Annotated in this window: 14 protein-coding genes; 4 read left to right on the top strand and 10 right to left on the bottom strand. The window is 69.5% G+C overall.

The annotated features are described in order from the left end of the window. Positions 1-3 precede the first annotated feature (3 nt). From MO1_RS00480 to MO1_RS00450, 7 genes are all read right to left on the bottom strand, one after another. Positions 4-444, bottom strand: a complete 441-nt coding sequence (locus MO1_RS00480) for a cupin domain-containing protein (protein ID WP_036310876.1) — start codon at positions 442-444, stop codon at positions 4-6. Between the two features lie 45 nt (positions 445-489). Beyond that, positions 490-1134: a hypothetical protein gene (locus MO1_RS00475; protein WP_060914907.1), complete on the bottom strand. Its 645-nt coding sequence runs from the start codon at positions 1132-1134 to the stop codon at positions 490-492. Positions 1135-1136: 2 nt separating this feature from the next. Next, complete coding sequence (locus MO1_RS00470) at positions 1137-1622, bottom strand: hypothetical protein (protein ID WP_060914906.1); 486 nt, start codon at positions 1620-1622, stop codon at positions 1137-1139. A gap of 7 nt (positions 1623-1629) precedes the next feature. Then, positions 1630-3213, bottom strand: a complete 1584-nt coding sequence (locus tag MO1_RS00465) for a hypothetical protein (protein ID WP_060914905.1) — start codon at positions 3211-3213, stop codon at positions 1630-1632. Further along, positions 3210-3485, bottom strand: a complete 276-nt coding sequence (locus MO1_RS00460; RefSeq protein ID WP_244604218.1) for a hypothetical protein — start codon at positions 3483-3485, stop codon at positions 3210-3212. The genes MO1_RS00465 and MO1_RS00460 overlap by 4 nt, the downstream gene beginning before the upstream one ends. Positions 3486-3565: 80 nt before the next feature. Then, positions 3566-4135: a DNA-3-methyladenine glycosylase I gene (locus MO1_RS00455; protein ID WP_060914903.1), complete on the bottom strand. Its 570-nt coding sequence runs from the start codon at positions 4133-4135 to the stop codon at positions 3566-3568. A gap of 29 nt (positions 4136-4164) precedes the next feature. Continuing rightward, complete coding sequence (locus MO1_RS00450) at positions 4165-6273, bottom strand: acyl-CoA dehydrogenase family protein (protein ID WP_060914902.1); 2109 nt, start codon at positions 6271-6273, stop codon at positions 4165-4167. A gap of 196 nt (positions 6274-6469) precedes the next feature. Here MO1_RS00450 and MO1_RS00445 point away from each other — a divergent pair, with 196 nt between their 5' ends. Beyond that, positions 6470-8608, top strand: a complete 2139-nt coding sequence (locus MO1_RS00445; protein ID WP_060914901.1) for an alpha-galactosidase — start codon at positions 6470-6472, stop codon at positions 8606-8608. Positions 8609-8612: 4 nt separating this feature from the next. Here MO1_RS00445 and MO1_RS00440 read toward each other — a convergent pair whose 3' ends face one another. Beyond that, on the bottom strand, positions 8613-8981 hold the full coding sequence (locus MO1_RS00440; RefSeq protein WP_060914900.1) for a MerR family transcriptional regulator: 369 nt from the start codon (positions 8979-8981) through the stop codon (positions 8613-8615). 121 nt (positions 8982-9102) lie between these two features. On the opposite strand from MO1_RS00440, the gene MO1_RS00435 reads away from it, so the two are divergent. Next, entirely contained in the window at positions 9103-10611 is a 1509-nt protein-coding gene (locus MO1_RS00435) for a SulP family inorganic anion transporter (protein WP_060914899.1), read from the top strand. Between the two features lie 81 nt (positions 10612-10692). Continuing rightward, positions 10693-11763, top strand: a complete 1071-nt coding sequence (locus MO1_RS00430) for a Gfo/Idh/MocA family oxidoreductase (protein ID WP_060914898.1) — start codon at positions 10693-10695, stop codon at positions 11761-11763. Between the two features lie 5 nt (positions 11764-11768). On the opposite strand, the gene MO1_RS00425 is transcribed toward MO1_RS00430, so the two are convergent. Next, positions 11769-12137 carry a VOC family protein gene (locus MO1_RS00425; RefSeq protein WP_036310895.1) on the bottom strand — a complete coding sequence of 123 codons (369 nt, stop codon included), beginning with the start codon at positions 12135-12137 and terminating at the stop codon, positions 11769-11771. A gap of 60 nt (positions 12138-12197) precedes the next feature. On the opposite strand from MO1_RS00425, the gene MO1_RS00420 reads away from it, so the two are divergent. Further along, complete coding sequence (locus MO1_RS00420) at positions 12198-12641, top strand: MarR family winged helix-turn-helix transcriptional regulator (protein ID WP_060914897.1); 444 nt, start codon at positions 12198-12200, stop codon at positions 12639-12641. A 27-nt stretch (positions 12642-12668) separates the two neighbouring features. On the opposite strand, the gene recQ is transcribed toward MO1_RS00420, so the two are convergent. Further along, positions 12669-14732 carry a DNA helicase RecQ gene (gene recQ, locus MO1_RS00415; RefSeq protein WP_060914896.1) on the bottom strand — a complete coding sequence of 688 codons (2064 nt, stop codon included), beginning with the start codon at positions 14730-14732 and terminating at the stop codon, positions 12669-12671. Positions 14733-14737: the final 5 nt, after the last annotated feature.

Genomic DNA, 14737 nt, shown 5'->3' with positions numbered 1-14737 from the left:
GGCTCAGGCTTCCGGAGTGGGCCAGGGCATCGGCCGCTCAGCACGCGAGGAGTCGGACGGCAGGTGGGGAAGCTCCTCCCCGCCCGCGCGGATGCAGAGCCACCGGAGCTCGCCCGGGCTTTCGGGATGCGCCCGCCACGTGCGCCACACGCCCTGGCCGACGCGGACGACCGAGCCCGGACCGACGTCGACGAGGTCGTCGTCGAGTCCCATCTGACCTCGCCCTTCGAGGAAGACGTAGAGCTCCTCGACCTCGGAGTGGGTGTGCCAGTAGCCGGCCTGCTCCCCCGGCTCGAGCGCGTTGGCCGTCAGCCCGATGAACTGCATCGCGAGCTCGTGATCGACGACGCGCCTCCCGTCACGGGAGCGTGCGGGCGCGAACCCGCCGAAGTGGTCGCGCCACTGGTCGAGCCCGCCGATCTCGGTGATCTCGTAACCTGTCATGTCCGCCTCCCGATCGCCGTCACCACATGATCCCGGGAGCAGACCTCACGGGGCAAGGCTGGGTGCGGCGGACTCGAACCTCGCCGCCGCAGCGATCGAGTCGAAGAGGTTCAGCATGGCGTCGTGCAGATGACCGAGCGGCGTCGCGAAACTGGCGAGCACGACGCGCTTGGAGTCCGGAACGGCGAACCAGTAGTCAGCCTCCAGCCGCTGCACCGGCGTCCTCACGGGTGGCGCCTCGGCGGGGGTCACCTCGGCCGTCTCGGCGATGCGGCGGTGGATGCGCAGCGCTCCCCCGTCGGGCGCCGGCACGCGAACGGCGGTATCGATCCCCGCCACCTCCAGCGTCTGAAGACTGCGATGAAGGGTGTCGAGTACGGCGGCCGACGCGGTGCCGACGGTGGGGGTCATCGACATCGCCGAGGGCGCGTGCACCGTGAGCGTCGCGGGCAACCGCACTCCGGGCGCGACCTCGAGGCACAGGAAGACACCCTGCGCCCCCGACGTCCGGGCCGCCTCGACAACGGTCCGGAGTTGATCGCGCAGCCGCCGTCGGGCCGTGGCAGCGTCGTCGGCCGCTCCCACGATGTCGCGGACCGCGGCGTCCACCCGGTCGAAGGATGCCTCTTCATCTCGCGGATCGATCGCGAGCCACGTGCCCGGCAGAGCGAAGGCGAGCCGTGAGGTCACGCTCACTCCGCCCCGGCGAGCGCTCGCAGTTCGTCCGGTGAGACGAGCAATTGCCGCTTGCCGGCATCGGTCACCCCGAGCGTCGTCGCGATCTCGGGCGCGAGCCCGATGACGTCGCGGTTCGCCTCCCCGCGGGCGGTGTAGTCGCGTCGCTGCCCGTCGATGAAGGTGAGGCCCACCGCGTCGGCGTCTGCCACGGCGTCATCGGCCGACAGGACGGGGGCGGCGGCGCGCACGGCGTCGACCACGCCGGCATCCGACGGGTCGTCGAGGAACAGCATCACCTGCACCCGCGTCACCCACGGCGCGTTGGGATGCGTCGTCCACACGAACGCGCCGTTGACGCCCTCGACCGACGAGAGCTCGTTCTCGAGTCCGGCAATGTCGGGATCTGCGGCAGCGGCGCATCCGGAGAGGCCGAGCGTTCCGGCGCAGACCGTGATCGCCGCGAGGGCGAACATGGTCAGGGAACGGCGCTGACGGGTCATGCGATCCTCACGATCCTCGGGTGTACTCGGCGACGTAGACCTCTTCGCTGCCCGAGTCTCCCTCACCCGCGAAGAAGATGTCGTCCCCGGGCCGCGGTTCGGGGAGATACCGCTCGGCGGCGTCGCCGTACATCGTGGCATCGTGCATCGGCCAGCTGAGGGGCCGGTACGTCTGCCAGTCCTGGTCCAGCCGGAGGTAGTCGTCGATGCCGAGGCCGAAGAACTCCAGCGTGTGGACCGGATCGATGCCGTTGTTGAACTGCGTCACGCGGACGTCGGGAGGCATGTCACTGTAGTGCTTGTCGATCGCCGAACCCGCCGTCACGACGGACTCGACACGGTCGGACACGCGCGAATCCGTCGCCATCTCGCCTGCCATCATGCCGCCCAGCGACCACCCCGTGAACATGATCGGTGCGTCGCTGTCGAAGACACCGGCATCCGTCATCGCCTGCCACGCGGCCTGCTCGTACTGCGTCTGCAGCTCGGGGAACATCGACAGCATGACGTCGGTACGCAGGTCGTTGAGCGGTCCATCGGTGTTGGAGGGCGACCACTGCTGCGTGCTCGGCAGCTGGACACGCCAGGCGACGATCTCGCCGGACGCGTCCCGCACAGCGACGACCCGGATCTCGGTGTAGTCCTCGCCGCCCGCACCGTCCTGCGCGGCGAGCTCGCCGAACAGGTCGCGGTAGTCGCGGGGTTCGAGGTCGTCCGACACCTCGAAGCGGTCGGTGCGCTGCACGACGGGCGGCGCCATCAACTCGCGGATCGCCATCGTCATGAGGGATGCCGAGACGAGAGCGATGAGCAGGAGCAGACCCGCGCCGCCCAGCGTCAGGTAGACGAAGCCGAGCGCCACCACGCCGACGAGGATCATGACCGCGACGACGGCGGCGGAAACGAGGGCGCTGACCATCTCCGCCAACTCGAACACGATCGCCGCGAGGACACCTTCGGCCCAGTCCGCGACGATCGCGAACACCTCGCCGACGCCCTCCCAGAACTGGTTCCAGTTGTCCCCGAACGAGTCGGCACCCTCCTCGATCGCGGTGGATATCTGGTCTCCGGCGCGGTCGGCGGCGTCCCATAGCCGCCGTCGCGCCGAGGTCAGGGTCTGCCGCGCGTCCTCCGCTGCCGCCATCGCCGCGCTGAGAGCGGAGCGCGCCTCCCCCAGGCGGTCCTCGATCGTGCTCGTCGACTCGCCCTTCGCGACCGCGAGCGTGAGCGCGTTCTCGAGGTCGTGGATCTCCGCCTCCTGCAACGGGATCTGGCTGAGGTGCGCGTCGCCCTCCTCGATGGCGGCGCGGGCCTCGCGCTGGATGTCCCCCAACTCCACGGCATACGTCACGAGCGCAGTCGATGTCCCCTGATATCGATCCTGCGCGCGTTGCAGTCCCGCGGCGGCCTCGCTCGAGGCTGTGCCCGCGGCATCCGTCGACAGACTGTGCTGCTGCTGGACGAGGTTCCGGAGAGCAAGGGCAGCCGAAGCGATCGCCTCGGCCGTGCGCCCCAGATCCCGAGCCCGGCTCTCGAGGTCATCTGGACGACCGTCGAAGAGGTCCTCGAACTCAACGGACAACGCGCTCACGGCTGGCGTCCCCCCTCAGCGTCGAGCTCCGTGAAGGAGTCGACGATCGCCGTGAGCAGATCGCGTACGGTGACGAGCTGGTCTTCGAGCTTTCCACGGTTGTAGTCCCAGTTCGCCGCGAAGTCTCGGACTTTGCCCGCCAGCCGCGCCTCGCCGGTGAGGTCGGCGAGGTCCCCGCTCACCGTGTCCGCCGACGAGAAGGTGTCGTATGCGCCGATCGCCCGGTCCCTGGCTGCGGCCAACTCCGCCAGGTCCAGCTGCACGTCGCTCATCGTCACCCCCGATCGGCATCGACGCTACCGATCGGGCACCGAGCTGCCCATGGGGACTCCTCCCCACTTCAGGGGCGCGGTCAGTCTGCGGCGCGGTGGCACCCGGCGACGTGATCGTCGACCATGCCGGAGGACTGCATGAGGGCGTACATCGTCGTCGAACCGACGAACCGGAACCCGCGCGCGCGGAGACCCTTCGACAGCGCGTCGGAGTCAGGGGTGGTCGCCGGGACATCCGCGAACGATGTCGGTCGACGGTGGGATGCCGGCGCGAACGACCACATGAAGGCGTCCAACTCGCCGGGAGCCATCTCGGTGGCCAGGCGGGCGTTGCCGATCGTCGCGAGAATCTTGGCGCGGTTGCGGATGATGCCCGCATCGTCCATCAGCCGTTCGACGTCCGCGTCGTCGAAGGCGGCCACGGTCGCGGGCTCGAACCCGGCGAACACCTCACGGAAGCGTGGCCGCTTGCGGAGGATCGTGATCCACGACAGCCCGGCCTGGAACCCCTCGAGGCTCATCTTCTCGAACAGGGGGCGGTCGCCGTGGAGCGGCCGACCCCACTCTTCGTCGTGATAGCGGCGGTACTCGGCGTCGTCACCCACCCACCCGCAACGCAGGAGGCCGTCGGGCCCGAGACGCAGTTCCACGCGTTCAGGCTATCGACGGCCTCCGACGTTCACTTCTTCTTCTTGAGCGACTTCTCCGGGATCGCCGCCTCGCCGCGCGCGGCGAGGTCTGCGTAGTAGGCGCGCGCCTCGTCCTGCCGCTCGCGTTCGACACCCGACGCGATCGGTGCGCGGACGTGCTCGGGAGCGAGCCCGAAAGCATCCACGAGGTCCTGCGCGTGCGGACGCAGCCGCGCGCAGAGCCGGTCGATGTATTTCGACACCGCCGCCCCGCGCTGAGTCGACAGACGTCCGTTGATGAGGTGCCACGCCAGGTGCTTCTCGATGAGCACGAGACCGAAGAGGTCGCGCAGCCACGTCAGGACCTGGCGCGTGCCGTCGTCGGCGGTCGTCTTCACCGCGTCGGAGAACGCCTCCCACTGCAGCAGCTCGCCGTGCGCGCGAGCCGCCTCGATGAGCTCGGCCTGGTGCTGATTGAACAGCGCGGCCGCCTGGTCGGAGGGCAGCTTGGATGCCGGGCGCAGCGCCCCCGCAATGTCGGAAACCATCTGCTCGACGCGACCCGCGAGCAGCTCGTGCTGCTGCTCGGCACGCAGGCCCAGTTCGACCGAGCGTGCCGTCGAACCGAAGTCGGCGACCGTCTGGCCGAGGCTCCGCAGGCCCGCGCCGTGAAAGATGTTGCCCGCGGTCTGGCCGACGGCGAACTTGGCGAGGGTCGCGGCATCCGCCCCCTTGAACTGCTTCGCGAAGTCCGCGAGCAGTCGCTTGCCGACGAGCTGCAAGAGGACGTTGTTGTCGCCCTCGAAGGTGACGTAGACGTCGAGGTCGGAGCGGAGACCGACGAGACGGTTCTCGGCCATGAACCCCGATCCGCCGCAGGCCTCGCGGGCCTCCTGGATCGTGTTCAGCGCGTTCCAGGTGCTGAGGGGCTTGAGCGCCGCGGCAAGCGTCTCGAGGTTCTCGCGCTCGGCGGAGGTGTCGGTCTTGCCGCTGAACACGCCGTCGAAGGTGCGGAGCAGCTCGTCGTGCGCGAAGTACTGCGCGTAGTTCTGGGCGAGGAGGGGGAGGAGGCGCCGCTGGTGCTTGCCGTAGTCGAGCAGCGTGACCTCGTCGGTACCGGCGCCCGAGTCGAACTGACGCCGCTGGTTGGCGTAGGTGAGCGCGATGTGGAGGGCGAGCGACGAGGCGATCGTCGCCGAACCGTCGAGCGACACGCGACCCTGCACGAGGGCACCGAGCATCGTGAAGAAGCGCCGGCCCGTGCTCTCGATGGGGCTCGAGTACGTGCCGTCGGCGGCGACGTCGCCGTAGCGGTTCAGAAGGTTCGTCCGCGGTACGCGGACGTGGTCGAAGGCGAGACGGCCGTTGTCGATGCCGTTGAGGCCGCCCTTGACCCCGTCGTCCTCGCTCTGGACGCCCGGCAGCAGTTCGCCGTCGGGCGTGCGAATGGGAACGAAGAAGCAGTGCACCCCGTGGTTCACCCCGTTCGCGATCAGCTGCGCGAACACCGTCGCCGCCTGTCCGTGCTTCGCGGCGTTGCCGAGGTAGTCCTTCCACGCCGCGCGGAACGGCGTGTGGATGACGAACTCCTCGGCTTCGGGATCGTAGGTCGCCGTCGTGCCGATGGCCGCGACATCGGAGCCGTGCCCGATCTCGGTCATGGCGAAGGCTCCGGGGAGGTCGGCGTCGCGGATCGCCGGAATCCACTTGTCGTGGTGTTCCTTCGTGCCGAGCTGCAGGACGGCGGAGCCGAACAGACCCCACTGCACGCCGGACTTGATCTGCATGCTGGGATCGCCGAGGACGAGCTCCTCGAAACCGGCGAGGTTCGCGCCGTTGTCCTCCTCGCCGCCGTACTCCTTGGGCAGGGCGCGAGTGGAGCCGCCGTTCTTCGCGAGCAGCCGGACCTGGCCCATGACGCGCTCGCGGTGCTCGGCGACACTCTGCCCGTCGATGCGCCAGTACGCGGGGTCCTTGATCAGCTCGCGGACGGTGAGGCGGGTCTCTCCCCACGTGCCGCGGAGCATCGCGCCGACGGCGTCGATGTCGATGCGGGCCTCGTGAGCTTCATCGGCGGAATGGGGCGCGACAGGAGCACCGCCTGCGGGCGTGCGCTTGTCGGTGGCGGGGGTGGAGGAGCGGACGACGGTGTCGGTCATCACTGGCCTTTCTGAGGACGCCGGGTAAGGCGACGGGACAGGGAAGTTCGACAGTCACGGTAGGAGTCCTCTAACGCCTGACCAACTTGGTTGTGCAGGAGTGACAACAGCGAGGGCGGACGTGGTCCCAGGGCATTGTGCGGCGCCTACACGCCGAGGTGTGTGCACGTTCCCAGAGTCCTGTCACACTTGTGGGATGCCCGTTCTCCCCTCCGACGCGAGCGTCGTCCACCTTCGTTCCGGCGGCACGAGCGTCGTCGTCGACCTGCTGCCCGGCAGCATGCCCTCGATCGTCCACTGGGGCGAAGACCTGGGCGACGCACCGCACGACACGCTCGTCTCGCTTGCGACCTCCTCGCGTCTGCAGCGGATCTCGGGCGGACTCGATCGCACGGTGCGGCTCGGCGTCGTGAGCACCGCGGCATCCGGCTGGGCGGCGACGCCCAGCATCGAGGGTCACCGCGACGGGGAGGACGTCAGCACCCTCTTCGCACTGACCGGCCTGCACGCGACCGACGAATCGCTCGAGCTGCACTTCGCCGACTCCGAAGCGGAGCTGTCGGCGTGCTACGAACTGCGGGTCGCGGCATCCGGCCTCGTGCGGGTCCGGACGACGCTCCGCAACGACGGCGCGGGCGTCTACACGGTGCAGGCTCTGCACACGACGCTGCCGCTGCCGTGGGACGCGACCGAGATCCTCGACACGACAGGGCGCCACCTGCGCGAGCGGTCGGCGCAGCGCCACGAGCTCACCTTCGGCACGCACCTGCGCGAATCGCGCCGCGGCCGCCCCGGCGCCGATGCCACCCTGCTGCTGGCGGCGGGCGTTCCCGGATTCGGGTTCGAGCGGGGCCTCGTCCACGGAGTGCACCTCGCCTGGAGCGGCAACTCGCGCGTCTTCGCGGAGCGGACGCCGACGGGCGAATCCTTCCTCGGTGCAGGTGAGCTGTACCTGCCGGGCGAGGTCCGCCTCGCCGCCGGCGAGGAGATCGCGACGCCCGAACTCCTCGGCTCGTGGGGCGACGGACTGGACGAGCTCGCGGTGCGCTTCCACGAGGAGTGGCGCGCACGTCCGCAGCACCCGACCCGGCCGCGACCGATCACCCTCAACACGTGGGAGGCGGTCTACTTCGACCACCGCCTGCCGAAGCTCGTCGCCCTCGCCGACGCGGCCGCCGAGATCGGCGTCGAGCGGTATGTCCTCGACGACGGCTGGTTCCGCCACCGTCGCGACGACACCGCAGGGCTCGGCGACTGGTACATCGACGAGACGGTCTGGCCCGACGGTCTCCATCCCATCGCCGACCACGTCGTGGGGAAGGGCATGGAGTTCGGCCTCTGGTTCGAGCCCGAGATGGTCAACCCCGACAGCGACCTCGCCCGCTCGCATCCCGACTGGATCCTCCGCGGCCGCACCGACCTGCCGCCGTCCGCGCGGCAGCAGCAGGTCCTGAACCTCGCGCACCCCGAGGCGTACGACTACATCCTCGGCGTGATCTCCGCGATCCTCGACGAGTACGCGATCTCGTACATCAAGTGGGATCACAACCGCGACCTCGTCGACGCGGCGGCCGGTCCCGGCGGCGCGGCACGCGTGCACGCGCAGACCCTCGCGGTCTACCGCCTCATCGACGAGCTCAAGGCCACCCACCCGGGTCTCGAGATCGAGAGCTGCGCATCGGGCGGTGCCCGGGTCGACCTCGGCATCCTCGACCGCACCGACCGCATCTGGACGAGCGACTGCCTCGACCCCGTCGAGCGCCTCGAGAACCAGCGGTACACCGCGCTCGTCGTCCCGCCCGAGATGATGGGCATGCACCTCACCACCCCGCATGTGCACTCCACGGGGCGCACCGTGTCGCTCACGATGAGCGGCGCCGTCGCGCTCTTCGGCCACTTCGGCATCGAGTGGGACGTGACGACACTGTCCGAGACGGATGCCGCGGCTGTCGGCGCGTGGGTCGCGCTCGCCAAGCGCGTGCGCCCCCTCGTCGCGACGGGCCGCCTGGTGAACGCGGACGTCGCCGACCCCGGACTCGACGTCCGCGGCGTGGTCGCAGCAGATGCGGCATCCGCGTTCTTCACGATCACGCAGACGCAGACGCTGATCTCGTCGCCCGCGGGCCGCGTGCGGTTCCCGGGTCTGGACGCAGATCGGACGTACCGAGTGCAGCTCGTCACGCCCGGCGGGCTCGTGCAGACCCCTGCGCAGTCGCCGCTCGAGTGGGCACACCACGAGACGGTGCTGACGGGACGTCAGCTCGCGGTGGTGGGCGTCCGACCGCCCGTGCAGAACCCGCAGCAGTCGGTCGTCGTCGAGCTCACCGCGCTGTGAGTCGTCAGATCCGCTCGAGCTGGTCGAGGAACTCGTCGGCCATCTCGACCTGACGGCTGAGCTTCTCGCGCCGCGCCGCGGCCTCCGCGCGCACACCGTCGAGGCGGGCGCGTAGCTGCGGGTCGTCGGCATCCCCCGCGATCGCGTCAACGACGTCGAGGAGCTCCCGCATCTCGTCGAGCGTGAACCCGAGCGGCTTCATGCGCCGGATCAGGAGGATGCGGGCGACGTCGCCTTCCGTGTAGAGGCGGAAGCCGCCATCGGTGCGCTCGGACGGCGTGACGAGTCCGATCTCGTCGTAGTGACGGAGGGTGCGGAACGAGAGTTCGGTCCGCTCGGCGACCTCGCCGATGCGCATCGTGCTCTCGGCCACGTTCTCCCCTTCGAATGGACGCAAACCTCACGTTACGTTAGGTTTGTTCTTGCGCGATCTACGCGCCCCCATTCTTCCGCGTCGCCGGCACCGCGCACGCATCCCGATTCATCGGAGTCCCATGACCACCACCGCACCCGCGCGCCACCGGATCGAACCGACCGTGCTGCAGGCACTCCGCAGCCCCCGTCTGCTCACCCGCGAAGTCCTCGCCGGACTCGTCGTCGCCCTCGCCCTCATCCCCGAAGCGATCGCCTTCTCGATCATCGCGGGCGTCGACCCGCGCGTCGGGCTCTTCTCGTCGTTCATCATGGCCGTCGCGATCGCGTTCCTCGGCGGCCGCCCCGCGATGATCACCGCCGCAACCGGCGCCGTCGCCCTCGTCATCGCCCCCGTCGTCCGCGAGTACGGGATGGACTACTTCATCGCGACCGTGCTCCTGGGCGGGGCCATCCAGATCCTGTTCGGTGCCGTCGGCGTCGCGAAGCTCATGCGGTTCATCCCCCGGAGCGTGATGGTCGGCTTCGTGAACGCCCTCGCGATCCTGATCTTCCTCGCGCAGCTGCCGCAGCTGTTCGGCGACGGCATCCCCTGGCTCGTGTGGCCGCTGCTGGCGGTGGGACTCCTCATCCTCTACGCGATGCCCCGACTCACGAAGGCGGTCCCCGCTCCCCTCGTCACGATCGTGCTGATCACCGCCGCCGTCGTCGTCTTCGCGTGGAACGTACCCACCGTGGGCGACCAGGGCGAGCTCCCCGAGAGCCTCCCGTCGCTCTTCATCCCGAACGTGCCGCTGACGCTCGAGACCCTGCAGATCATCGCCCCGTTCGCCATCGCGATGGCGGTCGTCGGGCTGCTCGAATCCCTCATGACCGCGAAGCTCGTCGACGACATCACCGACACGCACTCCTCCAAGACCCGTGAAGCCCTGGGGCAGGGCGCCGCGAACATCCTGTCGGGAGCGTTCGGCGGCATGGGCGGCTGCGCCATGATCGGCCAGACGATGATCAACGTGAAGGCGTCGGGCGCGCGCACGCGCATCTCGACCTTCCTCGCCGGCGTGTTCCTGCTCATCCTCGTCCTGGCGCTCGGGGATATCGTCGCGATCATCCCCATGGCCGCGCTCGTCGCCGTCATGATCATGGTCTGCATCGGCACCTTCGACTGGCACAGCGTGCGAATCTCGACGCTTCGTCGCATGCCCAAGAGCGAGACCGCCGTCATGGTCATCACCGTCGTCGCCACCGTCTGGACCCACAACCTCGCGATCGGCGTGGTCCTCGGCGTCCTCGCCGCGATGGTCATGTTCGCCCGCCGCGTCGCGCACTTCGTGACGGTGACGCGAACAGTGGATGCCGCGGAATCCACCGCGTATTACGCGGTCGACGGTGAGCTGTTCTTCGCCTCGAGCAACGACCTGACGACGCAGTTCTCGTACTCGAGCGACCCTGCCGACGTCGTGATCGACATGTCGCGCTCGCACGTGTGGGATGCCTCGACGGTCGCCGCACTCGACGCGATCGTCAGCAAGTACGACCGGATCGGGACGACGGTGACGATCGTCGGGCTGAACGACACAGCATCCGCGTTCCACGGCCGACTCAGCGGCAGGCTCGGCGCGGGTGAGTGAGGCGACGGGGTTGACCCCGATGCGCGAGACCTGAAGGATGCCGGGGCGCCCTGTTCGGGCGCGTCACGACGAAGGGGTCTCATGACGGAGCCAGCACGATTCGCGATCGTCGGCACGGGCTGGCGCTCGGAATTCTTCCTGCGGGTGGCCGCTGCGGCGCCCGCACGCCTGCAGGCCGTGGGCGTGCTCGCACGATCCGACGCTTCGGCGGCCCGGGTCGCCGGATGGGACGTGCCGGTGCATCGCTCGCTCGACGACCTCCTCGCCGCGCGACCCGACTTCGTGATCGCGTCGGTGAGCTGGCCGGCGATGCCGGGGGTCATCGCCGAGCTCGTGCAGCGCGGAGTGCATGTGCTCGCCGAGACGCCGCCGGCGCCCGACGCCGAGGGCCTCCGGAAGCTGTGGCATGACGTCGGCGCGAGTCACCTGGTGCAGGTGGCGGAGCAGTACATGCTGATGCCCGGTCACGCCGCCCGCCTGGCGGTGGCACACTCGGGTGCGCTCGGAACCATCGGCGGGGTGCAGGTCTCGTCGACGCACCTGTACCACGCGACCTCGATGATCCGGACGTTCCTGGATGCCGGTATGTCCGGGGCGACGGTGTCTGCCCGGACCTTCACCGCGCCACTCGTCGACCCGCTGACGCCGGCGGGTTGGTCGGACGATCTCGCCCCGAAGGAGCGGACGACGACGCTCGCGACGCTCGACTTCGGCGACGGACGGATGGGGCTCTACGACTTCGTCGACAATCAGTGGTGGAACCCGATCCTGTCGCGCCGAATCGTCCTTCGCGGCTCGCACGGCGAGCTCGTCGACGACACCGTGCGCCGCTTCGAAAACGGCGAGGTGATCACCTCGCCGATCACGTACCGCCGCACGGGTGTCGATCTGAACCTCGAAGGCAACGACGTCGTGTCGGCCGCCTTCGAGGGCCGCATCGTCTACCGGAACCCGTGGGTCGGAACGCGCCTGTCGGAGGACGACATCGCGGTCGCCTCGCTGCTTCAGCTCACCGGCGAGTGGGCTCGAGGCGACGGGCCCGAGCCCTACCCGCTCGCGGACGCCTGCCAAGACCACCTGCTGGGACTCGCGATCGGGGAGTCGGCCCGAACGGGCGCCGATGTGCGGGTCGAGCGAGACGTCTGGAGCTGACGGGCTCACGCCTTGTCGTGGAGGGTGATCCGGTAGCCGTCCGGGTCGGCGAAGGTGAACGTCCGGCCGAAGGGGCCGTCGATGGGCGCTGCGACGATCTCGTGGCCGTCGGCGGCGAGCGCGTCGTGGATGTCCTGCACGTCCGTCGCCCGCAGCCAGACAGCGGCACCCATTCCGGGGTACTCCGCCGAGGCAAGGTCCGTACCGGGCACGATGTCGCGGAGTGCGAAGGCGATCGGCGCGGTGTCGAACACGACGGCGTGGGGAGGTCCGGCGGGTGAGCGGACGAGGCCCAGGTAGTGCTCGTAGAACCGCTGCGAGGCGTCGAGGTCGGTGACCTGCAGGGAGATGAAGTCGGGTCCGATGGCGGGCATGAGGCATCCTTTCGTGATGTCAGTTATCTGACACTCCCGAGTGTATGTCAGAATACTGACATGGGCCAGCCTGAGGAAATCGATCTGCCGACGTCGCTCGGGTATCTCCTGAAAGTGGCTGCAACCGCGCTGCGCGTCGCGATGGAAGATGCGCTCCGTCCGCTCGGATTGACCGTCACCGCGTACTCCTGCTTGGAGCTGCTCGCCCAGCGGCCGGGCCTGTCGAACTCCGACCTCGCGCGGGGTGCCTTCGTGACGCGGCAGAGCATGAACGTGCTGCTGCAGACGCTGGAGCGCGAAGGTCTCGTGACGCGAGCGGCGACCGCTGTGGAGGGGCGCGTGCTGCCCGTCACGTTGACCGAGGCCGGGCTCCGACGCCGCGAAGAGGCGAGTGCGCGCGTGAAGAGCGTGGAGGATCGGATGCTGTCCGACCTCTCGGCATCCGATCGCACTCAGGCGTTCAGCCTGCTCACCCGCATGACTCGGGCGCTGCAGGAGGGGTGAGCGGGCGGGTCAGGCGTTCGCGGTGTTTCAGGCGTTCGCGATGACGGCGACGACGGCCTCGCCGTACGCCTCGCGCTTCTTGGCGCCGATGCCGGTGATGCCATCGAGGTCGGACACCGACCGCGGCCGGTGCTCGGCGAGGGCGCGCAGGGTCGCGTCGCCGAAGACGATGTAGGCGGGAACCCCCTGCTCTTTCGCCTGCTCGGCACGCCACGCGCGGAGCGCCTCGAAGAGGTCGCGGTCGCCCTCGGGCAGCGCGTCGGCGGCCGACTGCTTCTTCGCGCGACTCGATCCACCACCGGTGCGGCCCAGCACATCGCGGCGCAGCGGCACCGGCTCCTCGCCGCGGAGCACCGGCGTGCCCGCGTCGCCGACGGCGAGAACGCCGTACTCCCCCTGCGCGACGAGGATGCCGCGGGCCAGCAACTGCCGGACCACGGAGCGCCAGTCCTGCTCGGACAGATCGTTCCCGACCCCGTAGGTCGAGAGCTTGTCATGGCCCTGCTGGCGAATGCGCTCCGTCGAGGCGCCGCGGACGATGTCGATGAGGTGCCCGGCGCCGAACGCCTGGTTCCGCTCGCGCTGCAGTCGCACGATCGTGGAGAGGAGCTTCTGAGCGGCGATGAGACCGTCCCAGGTGTCGGGCTTCGTGAGGCATGTGTCGCAGTTGCCACAGGCATCCGAGGACTGCCCGAAGTAGTTCAAGAGGTTCTGACGACGGCACGAGACCGTCTCGCAGAGGCCGAGCATCGCATCGAGGTGCTGCCCCATGCGCAGCTTGTAGGTGCGGTCGCCGGGCGACTGGTCGATGAGGCGGCGCTGCTGCACGACGTCGCCGAGGCCGTAGGCCATCCACGCCACCGCGGGCTCACCGTCGCGGCCGGCTCTACCGGTCTCCTGGTAATAGCCCTCGACGGACTTCGGCAGGTCGATGTGCGCGACGAAACGAACGTCGGGCTTGTCGATGCCCATGCCGAACGCGATCGTGGCGACCATGACGACACCGTCTTCGCGAAGGAAGCGGGACTGATTGCGGGCGCGGATGCCGGCATCCAACCCCGCGTGGTAGGGCAGCGCATCGAGGCCCTGCGTGCGCAGGTACTCGGCGGTCTGCTCGACCGACTTGCGGCTGAGCGCGTACACGATGCCGGCGGAGCCCTCGGGCTGGGAGCGGACGAACTGCACGAGCTGGCGGCGCATGTCGACCTTGGGCTCGATCCGGTACTGGATATTCGGCCGGTCGAAGCTCGCGACGAAGTGGCGCGCGTCGGGCAGGTGCAGGCGCTCGGTGAGCTCGGTGTGCGTCGCGCGGGTCGCGGTGGCGGTGAGCGCCATGCGCGGGACGCCGGGGAACCGTTCGGCGAGGTCGCCGAGCGCGAGGTAGTCGGGGCGAAAGTCGTGACCCCACTGCGACACGCAGTGCGCCTCGTCGATCGCGATCACGCTGAGCTGCGCGCGCTGCAGGAGCGCGGTGGTCGCGGGAACGGAGAGACGCTCGGGCGCGACGTAGATGAGGTCGAGTTCGCCGTCGAGGAGCGCCTGCTCGACACCGGCGCGCTCGGCGGGACTCTGCGTGGAGTTCAGGAAAGCCGCACGGACGCCGTTGGCGATGAGCGCCTCGACCTGGTCGTGCATCAGCGCGATGAGGGGGCTGACGACGAGTCCCGTGCCGGGACGCACGAGCGCAGGCACCTGGTAGGTGATCGACTTGCCGCCACCGGTGGGCATGAGGACGACCGCGTCACCGCCGGCGATGACGTGCGAGACGATGTCGCCCTGATCGCCGCGGAAGGCGGTGTAGCCGAAGACCTCGGTCAGGACCTTGACCGGATCGTCTCCGACGTGATCACGTCGTTCGAGTTGCAGGACGGATGCCGGGGGTCCGGCGGGGCGGGCGGGCTGAGCGCGGGCGGGGCGCACTTGTGCGGGCGGCGTGGGCTCGGCGCGCGAGGCGCGTGCGACGGATGCGGCGTAGTCGTCGTACCGCGGGTCGGGCGGCGGCGGTGAGTCGTCGTCCTCTGGCGGCGCGACGTCGTCGGGATCCCACACGAGATCGGCGTAGGGGTCGTTCTGCCATCCGCCGTCACTCACCCGGT

Origin of the sequence: Microbacterium oleivorans NBRC 103075 (genome assembly GCF_001552475.1) — a bacterium.
In the GTDB taxonomy this organism is placed as follows: Bacteria; Actinomycetota; Actinomycetes; order Actinomycetales; family Microbacteriaceae; genus Microbacterium; species Microbacterium oleivorans.
This window is presented reverse-complemented; position numbering and strand designations above follow the sequence as displayed.

Bases quoted from the DNA above. Each gene is read 5' to 3' on its own strand.
- MO1_RS00480 (WP_036310876.1), bottom strand. From the start codon at position 444: ATGACAGGTTACGAGATCACCGAGATCGGCGGGCTCGACCAGTGGCGC.
- MO1_RS00470 (WP_060914906.1), bottom strand. From the start codon at position 1,622: ATGACCCGTCAGCGCCGTTCCCTGACCATGTTCGCCCTCGCGGCGATC.
- MO1_RS00460 (WP_244604218.1), bottom strand. From the start codon at position 3,485: ATGAGCGACGTGCAGCTGGACCTGGCGGAGTTGGCCGCAGCCAGGGAC.
- MO1_RS00450 (WP_060914902.1), bottom strand. From the start codon at position 6,273: ATGACCGACACCGTCGTCCGCTCCTCCACCCCCGCCACCGACAAGCGC.
- MO1_RS00445 (WP_060914901.1), top strand. From the start codon at position 6,470: ATGCCCGTTCTCCCCTCCGACGCGAGCGTCGTCCACCTTCGTTCCGGC.
- MO1_RS00435 (WP_060914899.1), top strand. From the start codon at position 9,103: ATGACCACCACCGCACCCGCGCGCCACCGGATCGAACCGACCGTGCTG.
- MO1_RS00430 (WP_060914898.1), top strand. From the start codon at position 10,693: ATGACGGAGCCAGCACGATTCGCGATCGTCGGCACGGGCTGGCGCTCG.
- MO1_RS00425 (WP_036310895.1), bottom strand. From the start codon at position 12,137: ATGCCCGCCATCGGACCCGACTTCATCTCCCTGCAGGTCACCGACCTC.
- MO1_RS00420 (WP_060914897.1), top strand. From the start codon at position 12,198: ATGGGCCAGCCTGAGGAAATCGATCTGCCGACGTCGCTCGGGTATCTC.